Origin of the sequence: Streptomyces sp. NPDC002265 (assembly GCF_040296125.1) — a bacterium.
In the GTDB taxonomy this organism is placed as follows: Bacteria; Actinomycetota; Actinomycetes; order Streptomycetales; family Streptomycetaceae; genus Streptomyces.
Map to the genome: position 1 here is coordinate 1 of NZ_JBEOWS010000113.1, position 25,632 is coordinate 25,632.

16 protein-coding genes and 4 pseudogenes are annotated in these 25,632 nt (G+C 67.3%); 10 read left to right on the forward strand and 10 right to left on the reverse strand.

Annotated features, from left to right (window positions below; translation table 11 throughout):
* The first annotated feature begins 295 nt into the window (after positions 1–295).
* The 8 genes and pseudogenes from ABT085_RS20820 to ABT085_RS20855 form a co-directional block, all read left to right on the forward strand.
* The gene (locus tag ABT085_RS20820) at positions 296–943 is read left to right on the forward strand and encodes an IS110 family transposase (protein ID WP_351609717.1); all 648 of its coding nucleotides are present in this window, start codon (positions 296–298) and stop codon (positions 941–943) included.
* Between the two features lie 50 nt (positions 944–993).
* The gene (locus ABT085_RS20825) at positions 994–1,569 is read left to right on the forward strand and encodes a transposase (protein WP_351609759.1); all 576 of its coding nucleotides are present in this window, start codon (positions 994–996) and stop codon (positions 1,567–1,569) included.
* A gap of 77 nt (positions 1,570–1,646) precedes the next feature.
* Positions 1,647–1,877 (forward strand): annotated as a pseudogene (locus ABT085_RS20830) (transposase); the annotation flags it as partial.
* A 63-nt stretch (positions 1,878–1,940) separates the two neighbouring features.
* A pseudogene (locus tag ABT085_RS20835) lies at positions 1,941–3,176 on the forward strand (IS256 family transposase); the annotation flags it as partial.
* Positions 3,177–3,255: 79 nt separating this feature from the next.
* On the forward strand, positions 3,256–3,759 hold the full coding sequence (locus tag ABT085_RS20840) for an IS110 family transposase (protein WP_351609720.1): 504 nt from the start codon (positions 3,256–3,258) through the stop codon (positions 3,757–3,759).
* Positions 3,760–3,786: 27 nt separating this feature from the next.
* A complete protein-coding gene (locus ABT085_RS20845) occupies positions 3,787–4,362 on the forward strand; it encodes a transposase (protein ID WP_351609722.1) in 576 nt (191 codons plus the stop codon).
* A gap of 6 nt (positions 4,363–4,368) precedes the next feature.
* Positions 4,369–4,581, forward strand: a pseudogene (locus ABT085_RS20850) (transposase); the annotation flags it as partial.
* Positions 4,582–4,625: 44 nt separating this feature from the next.
* Positions 4,626–4,895: pseudogene (locus tag ABT085_RS20855) on the forward strand (transposase); the annotation flags it as partial.
* 15 nt (positions 4,896–4,910) lie between these two features.
* Here the strand turns inward: ABT085_RS20855 and ABT085_RS20860 are convergent.
* The 5 genes from ABT085_RS20860 to ABT085_RS20880 form a co-directional block, all read right to left on the reverse strand.
* Positions 4,911–5,339, reverse strand: coding sequence for a winged helix-turn-helix domain-containing protein (locus ABT085_RS20860; RefSeq protein WP_351609725.1), 429 nt, complete (start codon positions 5,337–5,339; stop codon positions 4,911–4,913).
* A 213-nt stretch (positions 5,340–5,552) separates the two neighbouring features.
* On the reverse strand, positions 5,553–6,320 hold the full coding sequence (locus ABT085_RS20865; protein WP_351609728.1) for a barstar family protein: 768 nt from the start codon (positions 6,318–6,320) through the stop codon (positions 5,553–5,555).
* Between the two features lie 32 nt (positions 6,321–6,352).
* Positions 6,353–13,198: an RHS repeat-associated core domain-containing protein gene (locus ABT085_RS20870; protein WP_351609731.1), complete on the reverse strand. Its 6,846-nt coding sequence runs from the start codon at positions 13,196–13,198 to the stop codon at positions 6,353–6,355.
* Positions 13,199–13,534: 336 nt separating this feature from the next.
* Positions 13,535–17,185 carry a LamG-like jellyroll fold domain-containing protein gene (locus ABT085_RS20875; protein ID WP_351609734.1) on the reverse strand — a complete coding sequence of 1,217 codons (3,651 nt, stop codon included), beginning with the start codon at positions 17,183–17,185 and terminating at the stop codon, positions 13,535–13,537.
* 50 nt (positions 17,186–17,235) lie between these two features.
* Complete coding sequence (locus tag ABT085_RS20880) at positions 17,236–18,633, reverse strand: integrin alpha (protein WP_351609737.1); 1,398 nt, start codon at positions 18,631–18,633, stop codon at positions 17,236–17,238.
* Positions 18,634–20,138: 1,505 nt separating this feature from the next.
* On the opposite strand from ABT085_RS20880, the gene ABT085_RS20885 reads away from it, so the two are divergent.
* The gene (locus tag ABT085_RS20885; RefSeq protein WP_351609740.1) at positions 20,139–20,351 is read left to right on the forward strand and encodes a hypothetical protein; all 213 of its coding nucleotides are present in this window, start codon (positions 20,139–20,141) and stop codon (positions 20,349–20,351) included.
* Here ABT085_RS20885 and ABT085_RS46730 read toward each other — a convergent pair.
* The 5 genes from ABT085_RS46730 to ABT085_RS20910 all read right to left on the reverse strand — a co-directional run bounded on the left by ABT085_RS46730 (position 20,341) and on the right by ABT085_RS20910 (position 24,108).
* On the reverse strand, positions 20,341–20,508 hold the full coding sequence (locus ABT085_RS46730) for a helix-turn-helix domain-containing protein (protein WP_502982768.1): 168 nt from the start codon (positions 20,506–20,508) through the stop codon (positions 20,341–20,343). The genes ABT085_RS20885 and ABT085_RS46730 overlap by 11 nt on opposite strands.
* Positions 20,509–20,824: 316 nt before the next feature.
* Positions 20,825–21,145, reverse strand: a complete 321-nt coding sequence (locus tag ABT085_RS20895) for a cytochrome P450 (protein ID WP_351609747.1) — start codon at positions 21,143–21,145, stop codon at positions 20,825–20,827.
* Positions 21,130–22,104, reverse strand: coding sequence for a cytochrome P450 family protein (locus ABT085_RS20900; protein WP_351609749.1), 975 nt, complete (start codon positions 22,102–22,104; stop codon positions 21,130–21,132). The genes ABT085_RS20895 and ABT085_RS20900 overlap by 16 nt, the downstream gene beginning before the upstream one ends.
* 83 nt (positions 22,105–22,187) lie before the next feature.
* The gene (locus ABT085_RS20905; protein WP_351609751.1) at positions 22,188–23,408 is read right to left on the reverse strand and encodes a metallophosphoesterase; all 1,221 of its coding nucleotides are present in this window, start codon (positions 23,406–23,408) and stop codon (positions 22,188–22,190) included.
* A gap of 100 nt (positions 23,409–23,508) precedes the next feature.
* Positions 23,509–24,108: a hypothetical protein gene (locus tag ABT085_RS20910; RefSeq protein ID WP_351609754.1), complete on the reverse strand. Its 600-nt coding sequence runs from the start codon at positions 24,106–24,108 to the stop codon at positions 23,509–23,511.
* Between the two features lie 633 nt (positions 24,109–24,741).
* Between ABT085_RS20910 and ABT085_RS20915 the strand changes: the two genes are divergently transcribed.
* Positions 24,742–25,077: a DUF5132 domain-containing protein gene (locus ABT085_RS20915; RefSeq protein ID WP_351609756.1), complete on the forward strand. Its 336-nt coding sequence runs from the start codon at positions 24,742–24,744 to the stop codon at positions 25,075–25,077.
* Positions 25,078–25,632 lie beyond the last annotated feature (555 nt).

Genomic DNA, 25,632 nt, shown 5'->3' on the forward strand with positions numbered 1-25,632 from the left:
ACTCCCACCCCCAGCGACCGGGAACGACGAGACCAGCCACCACGGTGCCAACAGCATCCCCACACCTCAGGACACGACATTTGGCCAGCAGGATCCCCGCAGGCGTGAAAATCGGTACAGGGGCTGTCCGCCGACGCCGCTTGATGTTTGGGCTGTGAGCCCGCATAGGAGTCTGGTGAGGGAGCCGTCAGAGGGGGCCACACACTGTCGCCTTGAGCACGCCGATCAGCTTCTCCGTTACCTCTTTGGCTTCCCGGGCAGCCCCTGCCCGCACCGGCGCATCAGGGGGTAGGCCATGGAGGAGTCGGGAGTAGACCACGATGACGGGACGGTCGCCAGGGTCGCGGCGATCGATATTGCGAAGGCGTCCGGAATGGTCTGCCTGCGCGTCCCGCACGACACCATCAAAGGCCGACGTGTTCAGAAGGTCTGGACGGTCGCCTCGACCACGAACACGATCCTCGAACTCGGCGACCGGCTGCTATGTCAGGGCGTCGAGCGGGTGGTCATGGAGGCGACCGGCTCGTACTGGCGCCCGTTCTTCTATCTGCTGGAGGCCCGCGGCTTGGACTGCTGGCTCGTCAACGCCCGCGACGTGAAGAACGTCCCCGGGCGCCCGAAGACGGACAAGCTGGATGCGGTCTGGCTGGCCAAGCTCGCCGAACGCGGCATGGTCCGTGCCTCGTTCGTCCCGCCGAAGCTGGTGAGGCAGCTGCGGGACTACACGCGCACCCGCACCGTGTTCGTCCAAGAACGCACCCGGCACAAGCACCGTGTCGACAAGGCCCTGCAGGACGCGCAGATCAAACTGTCCGACGTCGTCTCGGACCTGTTCGGCACGTCCGGGCGGGCCATGCTCGACGCGATGGTCGCCGGAGAGCGCAGCCCGCGCACCCTGGCCGACCTCGCCAAGGGAACCTGGTCAAGAAGAAGCCGGCCCTGATCGAGGCCCTGACCGGGCAGTTCGAAGACCACCACGCCCGGCTGTTGCGGGTGCTGCTGTCCACCGTTGACCACCTCACCACACAGATCGGCGAACTCGACCGTTTGATTACTCGGACGCTGGAGGAGATCATCACTCCACCAGGCAGCACAGTCGCCAGGGACGGAGTCGCCGGGGTCAGTGCACGGACTCTGGCCGAGAAGCTGGACGCCGTTCCCGGGATCGGGCCGACCACTGCGCAGATCATCCTCGCCGAGATCGGCGCCGACATGAGCCGCTTCCCCACCCCGGAACACCTCGTCTCGTGGGCGAAGCTGTGCCCCCGCACGATCCAGTCCGGAGCGAAGAACACCTCGGGGCCGGCCGGGAAGGGCAACCCCTGGCTCAAGGGCGCCCTCGGCGAGGCCGCCAACGCCGCCGCCCGCACCGATACCTTCCTCAACGCCCGCTACCGTCGCATCGTCAAACGCCGCGGCCACGCCAAAGCCCTGGTCGCTGTCGCCCGCTCGATACTCGTCATCGCCTGGCACCGCCGCCACCTCGACCCCGCCCGCAAGACCCGCGATCTCGTCCGCCAGCTCCAGGCCCTCGGCCACCAAGTCGCGCTCAGCCCGGCATCAGCCTGACCGCCCCGACACCGTCATCCGGTCCGCAAGCGGCCCGGATGCTGCCGCCTGCCCTCCCGCACATCAATTTTCCGATCAGCATCGCCGCCTCGAGCAAGAACTACCGCTACTCGACCAACTTCCAGGTCGATATCAACGCCAACAGCCGCCTGTTGGTGGTCATCGGACCACCGCTGCCGGGCAGCCGCAACGACTGCAGGGCCGTCACAGAGGCCGGCGTCGACCGGGCCTGCCGCGGGGCATCGGTCATCGCCGACGGCGGCTATCAAGGCATGGGGCTGCTCATCCCGCACCGCAGACGACGCGGCTAGCATCGCCTGAGTGGGACTGTAAGAGGTTCGGTGTAACTCCCGATCATGGAAGATGCATCGATGACCAGTGAGAACGTGTCCGAGTCCGAGGCCGTCGCGCCTACGAAGGCTGTGTCGGTGAAGGCCGTGGACGACCAGTTGATCGACGAGCTGGTCCACCGGGCCCAGGCCGAGGGGCTGCGGCTGACCGGTGAGGGCGGGCTGTTGCAGCAGCTGACCAAACGGCTGCTGGAGGGCGAGGTCACCGACCATCTCGGCTACGGCAAGCACGATCCGGCCGGCAAGGACGGCGGCAACTCCCGCAACGGCAAACGCTCCAAGACCGTTCTGACCGACGTCGGACCGGTGGAGATAACCGTGCCGCGCGACCGGGACGGCTCGTTCGAGCCGAAGATCGTCAAGAAGCGGCAGAAGCGCCTGACAGGCGTCGACGAGATGGTCATCTCGCTGGCCGCGAAGGGCCTGACCACCGGCGAGGTCCAGGCCCACCTCGCGGAGGTCTACGGTGCTGAGGTCTCCCGCCAGACCATCTCCACCATCACCGACCAGGTCCTGGAGGGCATGGTCGAATGGCAGAGCCGCCCGCTCGACGCCGTCTATCCGGTGATCTTCATTGACGCCATCCACGTGAAGATCCGTGACGGCGCGGTCGCCAACCGGCCCATCTACGTGACCCTGGCCGTCACGGCAGAGGGCCGGCGGGAGATCCTGGGCCTGTGGGCCGGGGACGGAGGCGAGGGCGCCAAGCACTGGCTGCACATCCTGACCGAGATCAAGAACCGCGGCGTCAGCGACGTCCTCATGCTCGTCTGCGACGGGCTGAAAGGCCTGCCCGAGGCGGTGGAGACCGTCTGGCCGCAGACGATCGTGCAGACGTGCGTGGTCCACCTGCTGCGGAATTCCTTCCGCTATGCCGCCCGCCAGGACTGGGACAAGATCGCGCGTCTCCTCAAGCCCGTCTACACCGCTGCAACCGAAGAGGCCGCTCTCGAGCGGTTCGCCGAGTTCGTCGAGGCCTGGGGCAGGAAGTATCCGGCGATCGTGAAGCTCTGGGAGAACGCCTGGGAGGAGTTCACCCCTTTCCTGCGGTTCGACACCGAGATCCGACGCATCGTCTGCAGCACCAACGCGATCTGGGTGTTGTACTTCTATTGCCGAATGGGGGGTTGCTCCCTCAAGCGGCGTACGAAGAGGCCCGTCCTGACTCTGAACGCGATTGACGGTGATTCAGCTGTCCTGGATTCGAAGTGTCGGGCGGGCCGTCGGCGCGGCCCCCGGGCGCCTGGCTTGAAGAGAGCCTGTCCGACTCAACCCAGATCTGCCGACGTGCGGGGACCGCGCTGCCACCGTATCGGCAGCATGGGAGGACCAGGAGTTGGAACCACGCCACGGCGTCACCGGAATCGACCCGCACAAGCGCACCGCTACGATCTGCCTGGTCCATCAGCGAGGCGAAGCGGAACAGGCCGCTTCCTTCGCTGTCACGCCGGACGGGATCACTGGACTGCTGGGCTTCCTCGGTGACAGCGAGCTGGTGATCGACCGGATCGGCATCGAAGGATCATCCGGCCTGGGGCAGCCGCTCACCCTGGTCCTGGCCGCGGCCGGATACGACGTGAGGGAAGTACAGCCGAACCGCACCGCAGAACGCCGCAGGCGGCGACGCCGCGCCAAGACCGACATCGAAGACGCGGAAGCGATCGCCCGCGAGACCCTGGCCGACCCGCACCTGCCCCCGGCCGGCAAGCACGCCGCCCCGGACGCTGCCTGGGACGAACTCACCGCCATCCACGACTGGCGGTCCTCCCTCATCCTGCAGCGAACCCGCCAGCTGACGGAAGCCGAGGCCGTTCTCGTCGCGCTGCCTCTGGACATATGAGCCGAACTCCCGCTGACCAGCCGGGTATTGCCCCAACTGGAGGCACTGGAGACCATCGCCGACCACCAGCCCGAGATGGCTTCGGCAACCCTGACACACTTCGACCGCCTGGCCGCCGCGCTCGACGACATCCAGCGGCTGACCCGGCGGATCAAGGACCTCGACAAGAAGATCCCGGCGCTGCTGGCTGCCCTGGGCTGCACACTCACCGAGATCTGCGGCATCGGCACGGTCACTGCCATGGAGCTGCTGGCCGAGGTCGGAGACCCGTGCCGGTTCCGCACCGAGGCCCAGTCCGCCCGATGGTGCGGTGCCGCTCCGCTGGCCGTCTCCTCCGGCGAAGGACACGGCCGAGCCCGCCGCCACCGGCTCGACGTCGGCGGCAACCGCAAGGTCAACTCCGTGCTGCACACCGTCCACGTCACCCAGGTCCGCTGCCACGAGCCGACCCGATCCTTCATGGCCAGGAAGATCAGCGAGAACATGCCCAAACGGTCCGCGCGCCGAGCGTACAAGCGTCAGCTCGCCAACGTGATCATCCGGCACATGTGGAGGGACGCAGAACAGCACCCTGCCCAACCGCCCGCACGCACCGCAGCTTGACAAGAGAGCTTCGAGTCGGTGAACGCGCGAATCCGACGGGCAGTCAAGGCCCGCGGGCACTTCCCCAACGAGCAGGCCGCCCTGAAGTGTGTCTACATGGCGATCATGTCTCTCGATCCCACCGGCAAGGGCCAAGCCCGCTGGACCATGCGCTGGAAGACCGCACTGAACGCCTTCGACATCACCTTCGACGGCCGCCTCTCAGCCGCCCGCCAGTAACCCTCAACTACCCCAGTTACACCACTCGTTTGACAGTCCCCAGCCACGTCGGCGCGTTTGCGCGCATGATCTGCGACCGCACTGGCGCCGATCTTCCGGCATGGATCCGTGGCGTCCGCGCGGACGAACTGCCGCACCTGCACGCCTTCAGCGATGGGCTCGAACGAGATATGGACGCCGTCGTCGCAGGTCTCACCCTGCCTTGGAGCAGCGGCCCCGTCGAAGGTCACGTCAACCGGATCAAAATGCTGAAACGACAGATGTATGGACGGGCCTCGCTCCCGCTCCTGCGCAAGCGAGTCCTTCTCGCATGACGCTCCGTTGCCGCTTCACGAAAATCTTGGCTGAACCCAGGTCCTGCCCGGCCTCGTCCTCGAAGACGATCCACGCGCCCAGGAGCTGGGCCATCCTCTTACCCGTGACCACTGCTCCGTCCGCCACCTGGCCACTGCCTGCTCATCGCGCTCGACGGCCCTGTGCGCGGGGACCTGCGGTGACCAGCCCATTCGGTGCAGCAGATACGACACCCCACGCGGGGTATACCGGTAGCCGAACAGGCTATGGATCAGCTGCGCGACCCTCGCCAGGGTCCACCGCTGGTCCTCTGTCCAGCCGTGCGCCGCCGGCCCCGCCTCCAGCTCGGCCTGCAGTCGTTCCGCCTGGGCATCGCTGAGCTGACACGGGAAGCCGCCGGGCCCCTTTGAAGCCAGAGCCTCGCTGCCGCCCTCGCGCCAGGCGTACGCCGACTTCCGCGACACCCGTAACCTGCGGCAACCTCAGCGTCAACTACTGCCGTCAAGGCACGCAAAGGAGCCCCACCGAGAAGAAATTCGGTGGGGCTCCTTTGCGGCCATCAGAGTTGTGAGCTGGGACTTTGTGCGCTCACCCTTCGACCCGTTCCGATCTTGACGTGAGTTTCTACGGCAACGTGCCAGACCAAGTCCGGTGAATGCCCCCAGGAGGCACGCGCACTACCCAGGAATAACGTCAACGTTATTCTGCGACAGAACCTCAAGAAGCAAATCGAATTTGGAAATTGGCCCGTCGGCAATATCCATTACCGCGGACAAGGAAGAACGTGCGACGGAAATGTTCCGCCAAATCAGCCGAACCGGTGCGCCTTGGAGATAATCCTCGAGAGACTCTTCCAATTCGGTAAAACTCTGCCCGATATACCCTCCTGGGCCACGGAAAGCCTCACCAATCGCGCAGAAGAAACTCGCGACATCCTTGATTTCATCACCTCCCATAACGATCTCTCGAGGGGGAATCGAATACTCCCCCTTAGAAGCAGATTCGGCGTACCTGAGCCCGGCTACTTCTAGCCACGCTTCACGGGATCCGACCTGAAGCGTGCACCATTCACCACGCCGCGGTTGGGAAACGCGGAACCTGTCCCACAACCTGCGGGCCTCGGCATGCGGAGGCAACCCCGTTTGTGCCGTGACGACTAGATATTCCGGCGCATCTCCGACGACTAGCTTGGCGCCCCACAGCGGGTAGCGCCCCATGGGCAGACCTTCGGTGTCGAGGACAAGGACCTCGATGTCACCCCTAAGCGTCTCGATCGGCGCGTTCAGGGTCGGCCGCACAAGCCTGAAGGTGACTCGGGCGTTCTCGGCTTCAAGGAACGCGCCGAAGTCGTCGTCGCTGTAGCGCCCGACAAAAAACCCTTCCAGATCGCAAGCGAATGCGAATGTGTCATTTTCCTCGAACCGGACAGAGTATTTCACCGACAACGTCGCCCACCTTCCACCGGGAACACGTCGAATCAACAGGTAGGAAAAACGGTGATCTTCTTGTACTTGACTTTCGGGTCCGTATAGCCATAATCTCCAAAGCGGTTCGGACCGACGATCCTGTACGTATTGCCTTTCCCGGGAACCTCCCATTCGGGCGAGCCTTGGAAGCCCGACTCCGCGTGAGGACCCCACTTGGCCGCGTGCCTCGCCGATTCGTGCCCTTGATAAAGCCTTTGAGTAGGATCCGTGAGGCTTTCCGTGCGTGGGGTCCCCTGCCCGGCCTTAATCCTGGCAATCTCGTCTGCAGCCCACCCAGGAACACCGTTGTCGTTGTGCACCAGCACTGGCGTTGTGCCGGCGAGTACATAGTACGTGTGCAGATCACGGACCGTGAGGTTTTGGACCGTGGTCGTCAGTACCGTCCAACGCTTGACTGCCGCGACCCGGACCCGCGTCCCCGCCTTGGTGCTCAGCCACTCACCCGGCTTGAGGTCAGTCGCCCGGAGCCAGACTCCGAGTTCCGGTACCCAGAAGGGGTGTCCGTCCGTCGCGGTGACCGATGCGGTCTTGGTCCCCTTCTTGCCGTTGGTGTCGACGGTGACCTTGACGAGGTGCTTGAGTCCCGTGCCCTTGATCTCGGCAGTGACCGTCTCGGCCTTGTTGCTCCCCGGGTTCTCCGGGTCGGCGGCGAGGACCTTGTCGCCGATGTCGACGTCCTTGATCGCCTTTGTGGTGCCATCGGCCATCAGCACTCTGGTGTCAGGCGTGAAGCTGTTAGGCACCTTGCATGCCTTGGCCAGCTTCTCGGCTTCCTTCGCCGCCTTTCTGGCTTTGCGCCAGCCCTTGAAGTCGCTCCAGAGTTTCTTGCCCAGGCCAACGATCCGCTTGCCCACGGCGAGGGCCTTGTCGACCCGCCACCCGTACTTCGCCGCCAGTCGGCCCAGGGGTCCGCCGCTGACGAGCGAGGACACCACATTGAGCGCGGTGTTGCCGCAGGAACCGATGTTTCCCGTGGTGAAGCAGTCGAGGGCATCGGTGATGCCGAGTTCGTCGGCGATTATCTTGCCGAGTTCCTTGGCGATGGCGATCGCGCGCTGCTTGGCGGCGTCCTCCTTGGCGCGGGACTCGTCCGCCTTGGCCTTTGCTGGCGTGTCGACTGAGTCGGCACCGTTTCCGTTGCCGCCGCTTCCGCCCGTGGAAGTGGCGCCGTTGCCCTTGCCTTCCCCGTCCTTGTTGATCGTGTCGATGGTGTCCTTGGTGCAGCTGTAGTTGGACGGACCGCAGCTTTCGAGCCCCGAGGGGTCACTACGCGTCACCGGACTGTTGTCGGCGTAGGCGTAGCCGTTGATCTGCTGCGGGTCGTCGAAGTTGACGATCGGGTCGGCGGAGATGAAACGCCCGGTATCGGCGTCGTACTCGCGCGCCCCGAGGGTGACCAGGCCTGTGGACGCCTGGACGGTGCCGCCCACGAAACCCTTGTCATTGACCCACGACGTCCCGGAGCCGGACGACTCGTCACGGGTGTTGCCGAACGGGTCCGTGCGTCGGCGTGACGTCACGCCCGTCTTGGCGTCGATGGAGAGATCCGCCGTGCCCTGGTGATCCGCGCCGAGGAAGTGCACCCCGCTCACGTCCCGCATCGCCACCGTCATCGAACCGAAGGTGTAGTAGCGGGTCGCGGTCACCTTGGACGTGGCCTTGTCCAGGTGGAGTTCCGTGCCGGGCAGGTAGAAGGTCTTCTCGGTGGGGGTGTCCCTCAGGATGCGTTCACCCGAGGCGTCGTACTTGTACGACGTCACCTTCCCGTCCGCGTTGGTGACCTGCGTCAGCTCGTTCTGCTTGTCCCAGTCGAGGGTCTGCGTGTCACCGGACAGGACCCGTGTGTGGGTGTTGCCCGAGATGTCATAGGTGTAGGTGTCCTGGGAAGTGACCTCCGGGGTGGTGCTGGTGGCGGCCGTCTTCTCGACGACCTTCGAGACGGTGTGCGGACCGGAGTCCGTGCCGTTCGGACCGGAGCCCTTGCCATAGGTGTAGTCGCGGGTCGAGGTGCCGGCACCGTTCAGGCCGTGGCGCACCTCGCTCGTGCGATTGCCGATGGAGTCATAGCCGTATTCGGTCCAGTACGGGGAGACGCCGCCGACCGTCGAGGCCGACGCGCCCGAGGAACAGGCCGCATCCGTGTTGCCCGTTCCCGAGCCACCGCCGGGCGTCGTGGACGAGGTCCACGCGTCCGTCAGCCGGCTCAGCCCGTCGTAGCTGAAGCACTGCACATCGCTCGCGCCGGCGCTCGGAGTGTCGGCGATGGAGAGGATGTTGCCGCTGGCGTCGTACGTGTAATCGGCGTCGTAGGCCTTGCTCGCTCCGCCCTCGACAGTGATGTTGGAGTTCTTGAGCCGGTCGGTACCTGCCTCGTAGTTGTACGACAGCCAGGTCTTCTTGTCGCCGCTGCCGCCCGTGTACAGCTCGATCTGTTCCAGGTTGGACGTGGGCGAGTACGTGACGTCCGTGACGTAACTTAGGCCGCCGAGCGAGGTGGTGAGGCCCGACGGACGCTGCAGGTCGTCATAGCCGTACTTGATCGCTTCGGCCGGCAGGTCACCGACCGCGGGCAGTCCCTGCCCCTGCACCGAACTGTCGTCGTTGTACTGATCCGTGTACTCGTACGTGCCGCCCAGTTGGGGCTCGGCCGTCTTCGACAGGGTGTACTTCGTCGAGGTCGGCTTGTAGTCGTTGTCCGCGTCGAGGACCGGGTAGATCACCGACGAGTAGACCGCGCCGTCCTTGTACGTGTACCTGCCGTACAACTCCCCCTTGAAGATCGTGTCGTACTTCGTCACCGACAGCTTGGTGCCGGTGTCCGCCTCGCCCTGCCAGGTCGAGATCTGTCGGCCCAGCTCGTCGTACTTCATCGACGTCTTGGTGCCGTTGAGCGTGACCGAGGTCGGGCGGTCCATCGTGTCGTAGGTGAACGTGGAGGTACCGGTGTCGGGGTCGACAGCCGTCTTCCTCCGCCCCATCTGGTCGTAGTCGTACGACCAGACGTTCCCGGCGTCGTCCGTCACCTTCGACAACTGGCCCGAGGGCTTGTAGTCGTACGAGGTGGTGACCGGGTCACCTCCCGCGGGGTACTCGATCCGCTTGGTCGCCTGCTCCCGCGCGTCGGACACGACCGTGACGGTCGGCTGCCCGGCCGGCGGGTTGGTCGTGGTCCTGTCACCGCCGTACGTGTACGTGGTGCGGTACTTCTCCGCCCCCGCGACCTTGAAGATCGACGCCGTGGCGCGGCTCGCGCCGTCGTACTCCGTGACCGTCTGCGCGTCCAGGTCCTCGTCGCGAGGCACGAACAGAGTGGAGGACGTGGCACCGGAGGCGTAGTAGGTGTCGTTGACCTTGACCACGCGGTTGGAGCCGTCGTAGACGGTGTCGGCGATCATGCGGCCGCCGCCGTCGCCCTCGGTCTGTTGCTGACGCGGGCGTAGCAGACCGTCGTACAGGGTCCACTCGCTGCCGTACGAGGTGCCGTCGTTCTCGATCTTCTGGGTGTGGACGGCGGTCGGGCCCGAGTCGCCACGGATCAGGTAGTCGTACTTGATCGACGGCGTCAGACCGATGCGGTCGGAGAGCCAGACGGAGGTCAGGCGGCCCAGGCCGTCGTAGGCCAGCTCGGTGCGTTTGCCGTTCTCGTCGACCTTGGCGCTCGGCACGCCCCATTGGGGGGCGTACTCGGTTGAGGTCGTCCAGCCCAGGGTGTTGGTGACCGTGGACTTCGTGGCTAGACCGTAGGCGTTGTCCGTGTAGACGGTCGTCGTGGTGTGGGTTTCCGAGTCCTTGACCGTGAGGGGGCGCCCGTAGGAGTCGTACGTCGTGTCGGTGGTCGTCTGGTATGTCGCCACGTTGCCGTCGTGGGCCGTCAGACGCTTGGTGAGGGTCGCGTCACCCTTCGTCGGGGCCGCGCCCAGGGTGGTGGAACCGTCGTACAGCGTCAGATCGTCGGAGAGGACCTGAGTGGCGCGGTTGGGTGTCGTGGCGCAGTCCACGGAGACCGTTTCCGTACGCGAGACATATGTGTACAGGTGGGCGCTCGCGTTGTCCGCGTACTCGGTACGCGTGCACTGGTTGTCGGCGACGCCGACCTCACCGTCGTCGTCGACCTGGGTGAGACGGCCGGTCGCGCTGTCGTACACGTTGGTGGAGCGGGTGTTGCGCCAGCCGCCCACGGCAAGGGCCGTGTAGGAGTTGGTGGCTCCCTTCGCCACATAGCGCGACTTGCGGGTGCCCCAGTCGTGGGTCTCGGTCCCGGTGACCGCGGTCCACGGCTCGGTGACGGCCTTCTCGGTGATCTTGTCACCGTTGTAGGTGACCGTCTCCAGCTCGAAGCCGGCCTTCCAGTCCGAGTCGGTGTACGCGACGCCGTTGGAGTCGGTCACGCTCGCGGAGCGGGTGGCGCCGCTCTTGTCGACGTCCCCGTCGAGGCCCCTGAAGAAGGTGTGCTCGGTCTTGGTGTTCGAGGCGGAGTTGGTGCCGTCGGAGGTCTCGACACGGACCTTGCCGTAACCACGCCAGTCGCCCCACGTGCGGTACTCGTCCTTGGTGATGCCGTCGGCCTTGGCCTTGCGCCAGCCGGCGTCGCCCAGATACGTGTACGAAGTGACCTGGTTGGGGCTGCCGCCGGTCAGGTCGTTCTCGACGACCGACGCGACCACGTACTTGTGGAACCAGTCCACGATCGGGTCGCTGACACCCGGAGGAGTCCACTTCACCGGGAAGCAGCGCTTGGTGGAGGAGTCCTCCGCCGGCAGGCTGCTGGTCGTGCACTGTGTGTCGGCGTAGTTGACGCTGAGGACACTGCCCGCCTCGCTCTTCACCGAGGAGAGCCGGAAACGGTAGAAGGGCTGCAGGTTGTCGCCGGTCACGTCGACGCGGTTGGCGAGCTGCTGGCCGCCGAGCTCGACCGACGGCACGGAGGCGTCGGTGCCCACCTTGCCGGTGTGGCTGATGCCGTTCAGCCACAGCGACTTGGAGGCGTCACCATTGTCCGTGAAGATGTGGGAGAGGCTCCACTCGTCGACCGGGCTGTATGTGGAGTCGCCGGTCCGGATCTGCGTCGTGATCTTGGTGAGCTTCTTGCGGGTCCAGAAGGTAGGCGAGTTCTGGCCGGGACACTTGGTGTCGGCCTTGCAGTTCTGGTCCCAGGGCACGTCGGGCCAGTCCGCCGCCGTGGAGTCCGTGAGCGCGCCGGTCGAGCAGTCGGTCAGGGAACCGATGCAGCGCTCGGTGGTGGTGAAGACGACCTGGGCGGCCGGCTTGGTGGAGTACGCCTTGCCCGCGCGCTGGCCGTAGTCGACGCGCTTGAGGTAGCCACCGCGGATGTAGGGCTTGCCGTTCTCGGTGGTCTTCAGGCCCTGCGTGTAGTAGTTCGTCTCCTTGCCGTAGAAGTACGACATCACGTTGCCGTGCGGGTCGATGACGTGGTCGAGGTTCCAGCGCCAGGCCTGCGTGCAGTACGCGTTGGCGAAGGTGGCGTTGTAGCAGGGCTCGCCCGAGTCGTCGCCGTAGACGGGGACGGTCCAGGTGGAGTCGGTCTCCTCATTGCCGGTCGCGTAGCCGGGCAGCCGGTTCAGGCCGAAGAAGTACTGGGTGCCGTCGCCGGTCGTGACCTTCCAGTACTCACCGTCGTTGTCGCCGTTGCTGGCGCCGGTCAGGTGCTCGACCTTGGAGTTGTCGTCATTGCCGATCCGCCACTTGCCCGTGGTGTCGTCCTTGACGATCTCGCCGGAGGTGCCGCCCGCGAGGGAGAGCGTCGCGTTGTCGAACGCCCAGCACTGGTCGCCGAGGTTGGCGGCCTGGCCGTCGTCGGCGCAGCCCTTGTAGCTGCGCTCGATGAAGCCGGGATCGTAGGAGAAGCCCTGGCCGACCCACGAGCCCTGGTTGTTCGTGGCCGCGGTCTGACCGTCGATCGACTGGGAGTTGTAGCTCAATCCGACCGGAGGCTGCGTCCCGCCCGGTACAGGCGGGAGGGTCAGGGGGTACGACCAGGTGAAGGCGCCCGAGCTGGTGTCGACTCCCCACTCCGAGGACGGAGAGAGGCTGGTCGCCTTGTAGTCGCCCTGGTCGCCACCGCTGCTCGCGGTGGCCGCGAGCACGGTGGCCGAGGCAGCGCCGGCCGCCGCGGTCATCAGCTGGGAGCTGGTTCCCGACGTGTCACCGGCCGCGGCGACCCTCGCCGTCAGCGTCTGTCGCGCCGCGTTGTTGCTGCTTTTCAGATATGTCGGGACCGAGCAGCCCTTCTTCTCGGGCGTGGTCAGCACACATTCGGGGAACTGCGCGAGGCGCAGCCGGGAGCCGTAGCCGCCGCCGTAGGCGTCCGCGAAGTCCGAGTAGTCCAGGGTGACCTGGGCGTCACCGTGAGCGCTCTCGCCGTCCGTGCGGGCGACAGTGAACAGGACTCCGTCCACGCCGGCGGCCTGGGCCGCCTTGCGGCCCAGCACCTCGACGCGCACGGAATCGGCGCTCTTGTCCCCTCCGACGGCCTTGGCCGTCAGGGGCAGGCCAGCGGCCTTGGCCGCTCTGCCGGAGAGAGCTACCTCGGCGTTGCCCGCCTTGGGCCAGTGGGCCTCGGTGGCGTGCTTGACCGCGGCCTTCTCGGCCGCGTCGGCCTTGTTGTACTTCTTGGCCCTGGCGTTCTTGCCGCGGACCGGGTCATCGAGATCGGTCTGGGACTTGGGCCTGGTCTGACCCGTGGCGGCTGTGGCGTCGACCGGAACGAACTGCGGGAGCAGGCCGATGGACAGGGCCAGACCGAGGACCAGCGCGGTGCGGCGAGTGCCGCTGCGCCGGCCCGGTCTGGCAGACCGGAACCAGGGGGGCGAGGACATGACATCTCCAGGTGAATCGAGCAGCCGGCATCGGGCGATGGCGGCATCGGGGAGCGGTGAGAATCAGGGAATCCCGAGGCCGAAAACATGTGGAAATGGGGGAAATCGGCCTACGGGAGCTGTCGGAATCGAAGGGCCGACGTGAGAAGGCGGCCTGAGCCGAGGAAAATCCACGTCAGGAAGCAACAGGACGTGTGGACGGGTAGCTGTGTGCCGCCCGTCCACACGTCCGGGTTCGGGCGGACCCGGCACCCCCGAAGGGGCGCGGGACTGTGCCGTCGGCGGTTCCGCCACCCGTGGGGACCACGGCGCCGGAACCGCCTTCTTGCGGAGCGCCTACGTCTCGTCGATGCTCGCGCCGGCCGGCATGACCGCCACCAGCGAGACGAGTGACGCGTCCAACGGCCCCTGGTACATGCGCACTTCGTCGATGGCGCCGGAGAAGTACTCACTCGCGGCAGTACCGGTCAGGGTCCTGCCGATCTGAAGGCCCGTCTTGCCGAAGTCCCAGGTGTTGTCCCAGGGCGCCGAGGCCGCCGCGACACCGTTGACGTACAGGAGCACGTCGCCGAAAACCGCGTTGTAGACGAGGGCCAGGTGGTCGCCGTCGCCCTCCGAACTGGGCAGGTCACCGTTGTCCAGGACGGTGGTGGTGACCGGGGCGGCCGTGTCGGCGCCCGTCACCGCCAGCTGCCAGCGGTTGCTCGCGGCCAGGTACTTCACGGTGACCGCGCTGCCGTTCGTGCCGGACAGCGAGAGGACCGTCTCGTTGGTGCCCGGGTTCGTCGCGGCGAGCCGGGCGCGGGCGGTCAGCGTGAAACTGTCCTGCGCGGAGAGCAGACCCGCGGCCCTGGAGGCGTAGGCGTTCGTGCCGTTCAGCGCCAGGTGTCCGTCACCCCACAGCGGTTCGGCCGGGGGGACGCAGTCCGGATCGAGCTCGGGATCGCAGGAGTCGTCGGGCAGATAGATGGAGGCTCCGCCGCCCATCGTCAGCCCGGTGCCGCCGCCCGTCTCGGGCGAGACGGAGGACGTCGCCTCGTCCAGCTGCCAGTAGGCGAGCTGGTGGGGCTGGATGCCGCCCAGTTCCTGTCCCTCGGTCTCCGGGATGACCCGGTCGTGCAGTTTGACGTCGGCCACGCTGCCCTTGAGATAGTTCGTGTAGCCGCCGAGGGAGAGCTTGCGGCCGATCTGCAGGCCACCGGTGGCATTCCAGGTGGTGCGCCGGGCCTGGACGTCGTCGGCGACCAGGACGCCGTTGACGTAGAGCATCATCTTGCCGAGTTCCGCGTCGTAGACCCCGATGAGGTGGGTCCAGGTGTCAGGGACGGCAGTGGCTCCCGAGACCTTCCAGGTGCCGAGCGACTCCATGTCACTGACCGGTATCCGGAACGTCCATGACTTGGTGTCGGCGTCGTAGCCGAGCTCGAACCCGGGCTGGGACGTGCCGTCCTGGCTGACGACGGTCACGCTCTCGGTGGGCAGCGAGGGCAGCATCACCCAGGCGCTCACGGAGAAGGTCTTTCCAGTGTCGACGGCCGGTGCCCCGGCGTCCAGGTAGGCGTTCGCGGTGCCGTCCAGAGAGGCGGCGGTGTCGGTGGAGCCGAGCGGTCCACCGACACCGAAGGTCACCCCGGAACCGGCGGTGGCACTGGGTGCGCCGTTGCTGCCCGCCGCCTTCGAGACTCCCTTGGCGTCACCGAGCGTCCAGCCCGCGACCGGGGCACGGCCGTCGCTGACCAGGAAGGTATGGGTGGTCGAGGTCAACTGCGGGTTGCCCGCGCCGTCGATCGCCGTGACGTGAAGGAAGTACGGGCCTTCGCTCGGTGGCATCCAGCGGATGATGGCCGGGCCGCCGGTGGATTCCGCGTTCACCGTCACCGGCGTGCTCACGGCGCGCGGGCCGGTGAAATAGTACTTGTACTTCGTCACATCGGTGGACGGCGAGTCCATGGTGAAGTTGCCGTAGTCACCGGTACCCGCGTGCCAGGCGTCGTCGTCCGGGTACAGGGCCGAGGTGATCACGGCCGGCTTGGGCTTGGTGCTGTCGAAGATGAACTCGCAGCGGGTCTGATCACCGTCGGTGGACCAAGGACCCCACGAAGTCTGGTCATAGCCCTGGACCGCCCAGGCGACGGTGGTGTTCGACGGGATGGTGAAGCCCGGCTCGCCGTCGCCGGTGACGTCGCTGCCGATGGTGTACTTGAACACGACCTGGCCGGTGTTGCCCTTGCCGGAGGTGTTCTGCTTGCCGGTCGTCGCGTAGTGGACCACCTCGGCGCCGGAGCTGTTCGTCCACCAGACCTTGAACTTCGCCTGCAGGGACTCTGTGTTGCCCTTGACGTCGTTGTGGTCGTAGTCCTCGATCACCGCGGTCACACGCGGCGCTTCGGTCACGTAGTGCTGGGTCGCCTTGCCGTACTCGCACGCGCCGCCGGGAGCCATCTCCAGCTCGTCCGTGTCCGGCTGGAGTGGCGGTCGGTTGTACGTCACCGAGACGTACGCGTTGCCGCAGAAGCGCTTCCAGTACGAGGTGTCGGACTCGCTGGCCGCCTTGAGACGGAACGTGGTGGTGTCCCAGCCGCTGTCGGCCGCCTTCTGGATTGTGCTCTTGGCGTCGAACCGCACATTCTGGTTGGTCGACGTGCAGGAACCCGCCGGGTTGGTCGGGGACTTGGAGGCGACGGTGGCCTTCGAGGACGGCTGGTTGGACCAGTTCGTCGACGAACTGATCGCGCTCGCGCCACTGCTGTTGACCCGGGCCAGCTGCACCTCGCGCGCGGAGTCGCTGTAGGTGAACACCATCGTCACCGCGAACTCCGCATCGACGATGTCCTTGCCCTCGAAGGTCCCTGTGGGGATCGCGAAGAACTGCCGCTTGACGTCGTCGCTGCTGGCGCAGCGGAAGGACACGTCGGACGGGCAGCGGCCCACGCCCTCGTCGTCGTCGAACTTCCAGTACGAGTTGGAGGACCAGTGCGAGGACACCATGGTCCAGCTGCTGCGGTTGGCGGTTTTGACGACGGGGTCGATGTAGACCGGGAACACCGTGTCTTCGTCGGCGAGCAGCCGGGCATCCGGAGTGAGCGTCAGGGTGTCCGGCGCCAGTCCCACGGCCACATCCGCGACCTGGGCGCCGTCGGGAGGTGTGACCGCCTCGGTGTCCGCGGTCGCCTGGGCCGACGGGGAGGGCGACGACTTCGCCCCGTCCGCCGCCCCATCCCCGTGACTGGAGTCCCACATCAGAGGCTGGGGCGCCTCGAAGACCGTGCCGCCGGATCCGCTGTCGGTGGCGGTAAGCCCGCCGTCCGCGGTCTTCTTCAGCTCGACGGACGAGGAGGACTCCATGGGCAGTTCGAGTCGGGCCAGTTCGGGATTGGCCGCCGCCTTCGCGTCCTTGACCACCAGAACGTGCGAGAAGCCCTCGGCGCTGGCGGTGACCTTGAGGTCGACGCCGTCCATGACGTTCCTGTACGTGGCGGTCGAACCGTCGATCTCCGGCTTGGGCAGCTTGCTCGGCCAGTCGAGGGCCAGCGAACGCCCGTCCTTGTCTATCTCCGCGAACGTCGAATCGCCACCGCCGGAGAAGGACATGGCGGTGAGCGCGGCCCGCGGCGCGTACGAGCCGTTCCGCTGCCTGACCAACGTCGTGTCGATCGCCGTCCACTTGCCGTTCTTGCGGGTGCGGACCGGCTGGACGTACTGGGTGACGGTGAAGGTGCCGTCCGGGTTGGCGACGGTGGTGCTCCGCTCGTCGCGCAGACTCATCACCTCAACGGAGTCACCCGACTTGGCGGCCTTGGCCTGCGCCGCGTCCTGGGTGAGCGCCGGACTTTCGGAGCTCTTCGCGGCCTTCGCCGCATCGGCCTGCGTCGCTCCACCCAAGCTGGACGCGCCGCTCATACCGGTCGTCAGCAGGGCCGCGAGGGCCGTGCCGACAGCGACGGCGCGGCGCCTGCCGCGCAGTCTTTCGTGCATACGGAGTTTCATCGTGCTGTGTTTCCCTCTCCCCGGACTCCCCGAAGTCCCTGAACCGCCGGTCATCCCACCACTCCGAACGCCACGCCCTCGTCGGGCAGTCCGGCCGAGCCGGGCTTGTAGGTCGTGGTCCCGGTGCTCGTCGTACCGTCGATGTCCGTCCACGGGAGGACGTAGAGCGCTCCCTTGGGGCTGTCCGAGGCCTTGCTGTACGGCACACCGACGTAGAGGTTGCTGGTACCCGAGGCCAGGGCGAGGCCGTTGTAGTCGCGCGCGGTGGCGGTGCCCGGCAGCCCTGAACCACGGACGAGGAGCTTGTCGGCGGTGCCGACGGACGCGTCCAGGGGTCGGAAGATCTGAATGGCGCCCGTGTCCTTCACCGAGGCCGTGTCCTTGCCCGGGGCTCCGACAGCGAGGCGGACGTTCGCCGTGCTGGTGACGACGCTGGTGTTGGTGTTGACGATCGTCACCCGCTGGCCGAAGAAGTCCCCGGCGACCGGGTCACCCTCGACGTCGAGGCCGTTGGCGTCGATCCCCGCGATCTCCGTGTAGGCGCCTGAGGGCTGGATCCTCACGACCGCCACGCCGCCCGCGTCGGCGACCGTACCTACGTCCTCGTTCGGAGTGCCGATCGCCAGCAGGGCATCCGAGTTGTACGTCTGGTCGCTCGGCCGGTAGTTCGTCATGGAGAGCGCGGCGCCGAAACCGTCGCCCGCCTCGGCGACGCCCGAGATGCCCGCGGCATCCTGGTCGAGCCCGACGAGCGGCGTGGGCAGCCCACCGGTCAGGGTGTGGCTGAAGACGGTGACACCACCCGCGAAGGTCGCACTGCCGATGGCCTCGCCCGGTGAGCCGACGGCGAAATAGCGATTGGTGCCGGCCAGCGAGTAGCCGAAGCGGTCGTTCGACTCGACAACACCAGGGACGCCCGCGTCATTCTGGTTCACCGGGACCCTGGTGGTGCCCTGCACGTACTCGATGCAGCCCGCGTCCCCGTAGGTGATCCCGTTCTCGGTGACGTTCTCGCCTGGCACTCCGACGACCAAGTAGGGCGCTCCGGTGGAGGTTTCACCCGCCCTGACCGCGTAGCCGAACCAGTCGTACGCCTCGGTGGACGTTGTCGGGTCGAGCTGCGTCTGGGTGTACCCCTCGATGGCGGAGCCGGCGCCGATCCCGTTGGGCGTGCCGTGGATCACGTAGATCGCTCCGGCGTCGACGAGTTGGCCCCCGTCCTTGGCGACATCCTCGTACGGGGTACCGACGACCAGATCCGTGCACCCGTCGCCGTCGGCGTCGTAGGACGTCCTGGAGAAGCCGAAGTGATCGCCCGCTTCGGGCGTGGCAGCCATACCGCTGGTCGCCTGGGAGATCTCGGAGACTCCCTTGCCGCCACCAAGGACGACGCGGACCAGTCCGGCACCCTTGGCACCGCCCACCGTCGCGTTCGGATCCGCGATCACGGTGTCGGAGATTCCGTCACCGTTGAAGTCGGATGACGTTCCCGCCGTGCATGAGGCGACGGCCGCCGCCTCAGTCGACCCCAAGGAGACCAGCCCCACCGTAAAGAAAGCGCTTGCCATTACAGCCGACAATGCCGCTAGCCGTGTACGCGTACGCACACCCCACCCCTCGCTGCTGCTTTGAGCGGACACACCCCGTCCACTCTGTGAATGTTGCTAACGGAGACTAAATATGGAGTGAGCAAAGAGTGTCAACCTCAGGTCAAAGGCCCTTCGTGCCCCTGGATTCTTACGGCGGGAAACGTCTCGGTGCTTTTCGATTCCAATAAGCAAGAAAAACCCACCCGAGAGGAAGAGGTGGCAAAACGGCATTTCGGGTGTGATCGACCTCACTGCGCGACCCGCCCTCTTGACCTGACCCTCACTTTCTGAACATAAGAAAGCCGCGAAATCTTCACAAGGCGATCGACCTGTATTCCAGGGCGCCTATCGCAAACCCGGGTGGCGTGGCCACGCTCTCCGGTCCTTACCCAGTGCGGGCCTCCGGGGCGCCCTCGCCGAACGAGGTGTCTCCGACCTGGCGCACAACCTCAACCTCCCGGTAGATCCAGGTCAGTTGACTGACAGGCGGGCGAGACCGCTCACAAACCTCGTGGTGTCGGGGCGCTGGGCGAAGCGTCGGCGGTCACCTGACCCAGGCCGGGCCGAACGGAGGTGGCGGCTTCGCGGGAAGAAGGGTCGGCCTCTCACGGGCATTGGCTGATCACATCGGTGACGCTGTACTATGTCCGTCGGCACAGAAACGGGGTCTGTGGCCTCCAACAGGGCATATCGTGCAGGCGCCTGACGATTGGTCTGCTGCCTGACAGGAGGGCAGCTCTCGGTTGCCGAGATCGCACGCCGGCCGGGGGCGCTCGAACTGTATCTTTCCCATCGCCCCGCAACTTGTTGTCGAGAACGAGCCGGTTGCCGCAGCGGAAGTTTCCAGCCCTCAAGCCCGCTTGTGGAGCCGCCGAGCGCGCTGCGGACACGAGCGGGGAATGGGCGGAAGCCGATTGGCCGACGACGGAAATGTGCTCGATGATTTCGTCGAGGGACGGCGAGAGTCGAGGCTTGGGGAAAAGGGCAACGATGCGGCGTCGGACCAGCAGGGGTCGCGACGGGACGTTTCCTTCGATTCCCGCCTTGACAGCCCCGTGATTCTGCTTGAAAAATGAACCGAAATTCGCGGGGCAAAAGTCGTGTCCGAGACCGGTTATCACCCAGGACGGTCATTCGCTACTTATGAATGATTCCAATCTGCAAATCGCAAGTCCGGTGCAAGCCTTGAGCCTGGCCAGGGCGACGAGCCTGCGCCACCCCGCTCCCGCAAATGCGCTGGGGACCCGGAACCCGCGCCCGTGCCGGAAGAGGGGGAACCACCCCGCCCGGGTGGCGACCGCGGGGTCTCTCCCGCCGCCTGATTCGCCGGATCGTTCGTTGACGCTACAAGGCACCGCTGGTCTGTGATCGACAAGACCGCCGTCCTCGCGCGCTCCACTGAGCTGACTCCCCACGCGGTCTACCCCATGGAGATTGCCGTGGCATGCCTGATCCTGAGCGGAGCCGAGGAGCCCACCGGCGACGAGCTCGTGACAGTCTCCCTCGCGCCAGACGGGGTCACGACGTCAGATGGACGGGACACCTTCACTGTGGACTCAAGCCAGCTCATCCGGTGACGGTCAGGTTGTGGAGCCGGGCGATGCCGAGCATGGCCTGGTGAACGCCGTCGCCTCGTAGGCGGCAGTCGCGCAGGATCTGACTCGAAAACGCCTTTGCCAACGCCGTTTGCTGGCCGGTGTCCGGGTACAGACGGAACCTGTACCTCAGCCGCATGACCGCCACCCTACGTACTCGAGCAGAGGATGATGTGCCGGAGACCGAAACCGGTCGGCACGGTGCTTTCGTGACGTATAGGCTCCTGGTCTTCGTTACTGAGGTCCGGCACGGGGTGTTCACCGATACCCGCGTGAGACCAATGGAGGCGGGCCGACAGGGCATCGGACAGCAGAACACCGGCCGGTATGAGCACCGCCCGGCTTCGCTGGGACCAGCCCTGCCGACGCTCCGCGCCGCAGCCCGGAGGACTGCGGTGTCCGGCTCCGCCGGACCTGAATCCGCGACGCCCCACGTCACGACCATCGGATTCGGTTCACCGCCGGCCTGAAGGCCCATGCACTACGCATGAGTTCCGGTAGCGTTCCAGCGGCAAGGCGGCCAGTCCGCGCATGACGCGGGTGGGCCGCCAGGTCAGGGATTCGGCGGGGATGGTGAGACGGACCTGGCCGAGGCGTTCCAGCAGCAGCGGGAAGGCGATACGGGCCTCCAGGCGGGCCAGCGCGGCACCGATGCAGAAGTGCGGGCCCCGGCCGAAGGACAGGTGCTCGTTGGGCGTGCGGGTGAGGTCGAGGACATTGGGCTGGTCGAACCGCTCCGGGTCGCGGTTCGCCGAGCCGATCAGCAGGCTGACCACGTCACCGGGCGGGATGGTGTGGCCCCGGCCTCGACCGGTTCGGCGGTCACGCGGAAGGTGGCGTCGCGTACCGGTGCGTCGAAGCGCAGCAGCTCCTCGACCGCGAGGCCGATCAGGTCGGGTTCGGCGTCCAGCTGTTTGGCCTGGTCGGGGTGCTGAAGCAGGGCCAGCGTGCCGTTGCCGATCAGGTTGAGCGTGGTGTCATGGCCCACCAGCAGCAACAGGTAGGCCGTGGACAGCAGTTCCTCCTCGGTCAGGGTGTCGCCGTGGTCGCGTGCGTGCACCAGCGCGCCGACGAGGTCCGTCTCCGCGGTCGCGGAAGGTCCGGCGGCGCGTTTGTGCGCCACCAGCTCGGCGAGGAACGCGTACAGGTCCCGGCCGGTGCGTTCCCGGCCCGCCGCTGTGGCGTGCGTGCCTGTGGGCATGACGGTGGCGAGCAGCACCTCGCGAAGCTCCGGGGTGTCCATGGCCGGAGGGACTCCGAGGATGCGGCAGATCACGGCGAAGGTGAGCGGCCCGGCGAAGTCCCCGATCAGCTCGACCCGGCGCCGGCCCTCCAGCCGGTCCAGCAGCAGAGTCGCGGCGGTGCGGACGAGCGGCTCCAGCGCGGTGACCCGGCGCGGGATGAACGCGGTGTTCACCAAGGCCCGCAACCGCGTGTGGTCGGGCGGATCGCTGTGCACCAGGTGCCGGTTCAGTCCTGGCGGTCCGGCGAAGTAGCCCGGCACCCGCTCCGGGCGCTTGCTCAGCCGGCCGTCGGCGATCAACGCGACCTCCGCGTAGCGGGCGATCTGCCACACGGTCATCCCGTTGGTCTTCCGCTCGGGCGAAACCGGCGCATGGCGCCGCAGCCAGGCGAAATACGGGTAGGGGGCGGCGACCCGCCGATCGAGCAACTGCTGTGGTGGCCCGGCGAGGAGGTCCCGGGGAGTGGTCGGCACGGCGACCTCAACGATCAAGATCCGGGAAGGTGACGCCCACTGCGCCACACCGGGCACCTCCGCCGTGCCTCGGGGCTCAGGGTGTGCCGGCCCGCCCGGTGCTACGACGAGGTGGGCGCGTGCGGGGAGCGCAGTACGAGCAGGGTGATCTCGCTGGGGGCGAAGACGCGGAACGGCGGGCCCCAGAAGCCGGTGCCGCGGCTGGTGTAGAGGAGGGTGCGGGCGCCGTGCCGGCTGAGTCCGGCGACGGCGGGCTGGTCGAGGCGGACCAGGTGGTGGAAGGGCCAGATCTGACCGCCGTGGGTGTGGCCGGAGAGCTGGAGGTCGATGCCCTCGGCCGCCGCCCGGTCGACGAACTTGGGCTGATGTGCCAGCAGCAGCACGGGCAGTTCGGGGTCGGCGCCGGTCAAGGCCCCGGCGAGGTGGGCGCGGTGGCCCGCCAGGCCGGAGGACTCGGCGGTGACGTCGTCCACCCCGGCGACCACGAGGGTGTCGCCGCCGCGTTCGAGCAGCAGATGGCGGTTGCGCAGCGGCTCCCAGCCCAGCTCGTCCATCAGGTCGACCCAGCCCTGGGCCTCGCTGTAGTACTCGTGGTTGCCGGTGACGTACACCCGCGCCCGGGTGGCCTGCACGGTGCCGAGCGGGAGGGCCTGGGCGCGGCGGCGTTCGGCCGTGCCGTCCGCGATGTCGCCGGTGTGGCAGACCAGGTCGGCCTCCAGCGAGTTCACCGTCTCGCACACCCGCTCCGACCAGCGGGCGCGATCGAGCGGGCCGTAGTGGGTGTCGGTGATGAGGGCGACCCGCAGGCCGTCCAACCCGGCACCCAGCCGCGGGAGTTGCACATCGAGCCGGCGTACGCGGGGCACGCGGCGGGCCTCGGCGTACCCCCAGCCGAGCAGTACGGCGGTGACGTCGAGCACGGCCCAGGTGACGATGCGGGCCCGGTCCTGACCGTCGCCGACCCCGGCAAGGGTCAGGGCGAGCCGCAACAGGACGCCGAGCAGAACGGACCAGGTGAACAGGATCCAGCTGCTGCCCAGCAGGGTGTCACCGACGATCGCCGCCCGGTCCTGCTGGCGCCGGCCGTGGCCGCGCATCATCGCGACCGGCATGACGACGAGACCGAGGACGAACAGCGCGGTGCCGGCCGATGTGACGGGCAACGGCCAGTGCTGCCCGCCGTACAGGAGCACCCCGCAGGGCACGGCCCACAGCAGGACCGGGGCGATCAGGGGGATGTAGCGCATCAGGCGGTGCAGTCGGCTCCGTCGTGGCGCCGGCGCCGCACTGTCGGCGGTTCGGGTGTTGCTGGTGTCGGTCACGCTTCCCCTCCCTGACCGGGCTGCCGTCCCGCGCACTGTATCCGGTCGCCCTCGGGCCGGCCGGACCGGTGTTCACGCCCGGTGACACCAGGGCTCCGGCTCAGGACACCGCCACCACCACGTCGAACCACGGGGTGCTCAGCGAGGACAGCGGTGACCTCAGCTTCTGCATGTCGACCCGGTAGGTCCCGGCCGGGAGTACCCCGCCGCCCGGGTACGGGGCCAGCGGGAGGTAGCGGCCGTTGAGGGCGCCGGTCGCCCGGTCCCGCGTCCAGATCCCGGCGGAGGTGTGCAGCCAGGTCACCGGGCCCCTGCTCAGCGACGGGTTCACGGCCGAACTCTGGCCGGAGGTGAGCCGGAAGGTGGCTCCGACCAGCGACGGCACCCGGGCGGCCCGGGTCAGGGTGAACGAGAAGTAGCGGTGGTTGTAGGGGAGTCCGGAGGTCAGCGGCGGGCAGTCGACGGCGACGACGGTGCGTCCGGTGACATTGCCGAGCTGCTTCGGGCTGCTGTACGAGCCGGTACCGGCGAGCCGCCGGCAGTCGTACCGGTAGGTCGCGGCCGAGGCGTCGGGGGCGACGGCGCCGACGACCGCGAGGGCCGCCGCCACCCCCAGCCAGGTCACGGTCCGCCGGGTCCTGGTGCGGGGCCGGGTCTCGGGGCGGGTGGCGGGAACGGCGGCGGTGCGGGATCGGTCCATGAAGAGTCCCCCTCGTGCTCGTGCGGTCGCTCGGTCGCGGCGTCTCCTCGTCGGTCGTCGCCCTTCCCGGGCGCGCTCGCGGGGAGAGTTCAGAGCATAGGCAGCCATGTTGGGACTGAGAGGGTTCTGTGCGGTAAGGCCCGTAATTGACCGAAGCGGCACTCGGTACGGCCGGGTGAGCTTGTGGTGGGGACCGGTGGTTCACGGAGTCCGGGCAGCGGTTCACGGAGTCCGGGCGGTGCCCGACGGAGCTGCCCAGGGGCACCCGGGTGCTGCCCTCTCGCAGGGGCGGTCGGAAAACCCGACAGTCCTCGGAATAGTGGGAAAATCGGCCCGGTGGGGCGGTCGATGAGTGTGCGTAAGGTAATTCGGGTCGCCCGGTGACGTCAATGGCACTCGCATGAGTGAAACCGGTCTGGGCGATTTGGTCTCGGTGGGCGCGGCTCGGCTACGGTGAGGGAAGAGCGGGTACTGGACCCCATTGGCAAGGAATTCGACCCGGCAGGGAAATCGTAAATTCCGACGATCGGTGCTCCGGTCCGCCCGGTTGTGCGCTGCTCCGAAATTCGCAGCGCCCGGAATGCCTGTCATGCGTATGTCTGTCATGCGTATGTGTGGAGAGGATGGAGCGTCATGCCCCCCGTAGTACCGCCCTTCCTGGTCGGCCTCATCGCCGCGCCACTGGCCAAGCGTCTCTTCAAGCCGTTGATGCGCGGCCTCGTCAAGACGTCCGTGGGTATCGCCCTCGAGGTCAAGCGGGCGACCCATGAGGCCGGAGAGAACATCCACGACCTCGCGGCCGAGGTGACCGCCGAGATGGTGGCGGCGCAGATCGCCGCCGGTGACGGTCGCGGGGCCGCCGAGAACAGGATCCCGAACGGCGGGAAGGGTGAGGCCGGCGCCCGTGCCGAGGGCGAGGCGCGGACTCCGAAGATCCGTGCGACCGCCGGCGCGGGCAAGACGGACTGACGGTCCGTCCGGCGCCCGGGGCGCGCCCGGGCGCATATTCCGGTCAGGCCCGAATAAAGGCTCCTCGGTTATAGTCGGCCGCAGACCCGCCGCTCGCGTCACTTTCTCTGGAATTTTCATTCCGTCGCATTGAACCGTCGTGCTCCCGGCGGCATTTGCGACCTCCTGAACAGGTGATCGTACACATGTCATCTCTGCTGGGTGCCGCAGCCGGATATCATTCCACGGATTTGGACGTGCGTCCGCGTTCGGTCATTTCGGGCCGCCAGCGCTGGGACGTCAAGCTGGTCCTCGGACGGCCGCGGACGGCCGAAGTCCTTGCCGCGGTCCTGCGGCGCATTCCCGGGATCACCGAGGCACAGGCCAATCCGGTCACCGGCGGGCTCCTCGTCCGGCACGACGGCCGGGTGCAGGGCACGGAGGTCGGCCGGCTCGTGGGGGGGGGCGCGGGGGGGGGGGGGGGGGGGGGGGGGGGGGGGCCCCCCCCCCCCCCCCCGCCCCCCCCCCCCCCCACCCCCCCCCCCCCCCCCACCACCCGGGGGGGGGCCCCCCCCG

What these genes read in the sequence shown, in the direction of transcription:
- ABT085_RS20820 (WP_351609717.1), top strand. Translation starts at nt 296, where the DNA reads ATGGAGGAGTCGGGAGTAGACCACGATGACGGGACGGTCGCCAGGGTC.
- ABT085_RS20870 (WP_351609731.1), bottom strand. Translation starts at nt 13,198, where the DNA reads ATGTCCTCGCCCCCCTGGTTCCGGTCTGCCAGACCGGGCCGGCGCAGC.
- ABT085_RS20875 (WP_351609734.1), bottom strand. Translation starts at nt 17,185, where the DNA reads ATGAAACTCCGTATGCACGAAAGACTGCGCGGCAGGCGCCGCGCCGTC.
- ABT085_RS46730 (WP_502982768.1), bottom strand. Translation starts at nt 20,508, where the DNA reads ATGCGGCTGAGGTACAGGTTCCGTCTGTACCCGGACACCGGCCAGCAA.
- ABT085_RS20910 (WP_351609754.1), bottom strand. Translation starts at nt 24,108, where the DNA reads ATGGACCGATCCCGCACCGCCGCCGTTCCCGCCACCCGCCCCGAGACC.
- ABT085_RS20915 (WP_351609756.1), top strand. Translation starts at nt 24,742, where the DNA reads ATGCCCCCCGTAGTACCGCCCTTCCTGGTCGGCCTCATCGCCGCGCCA.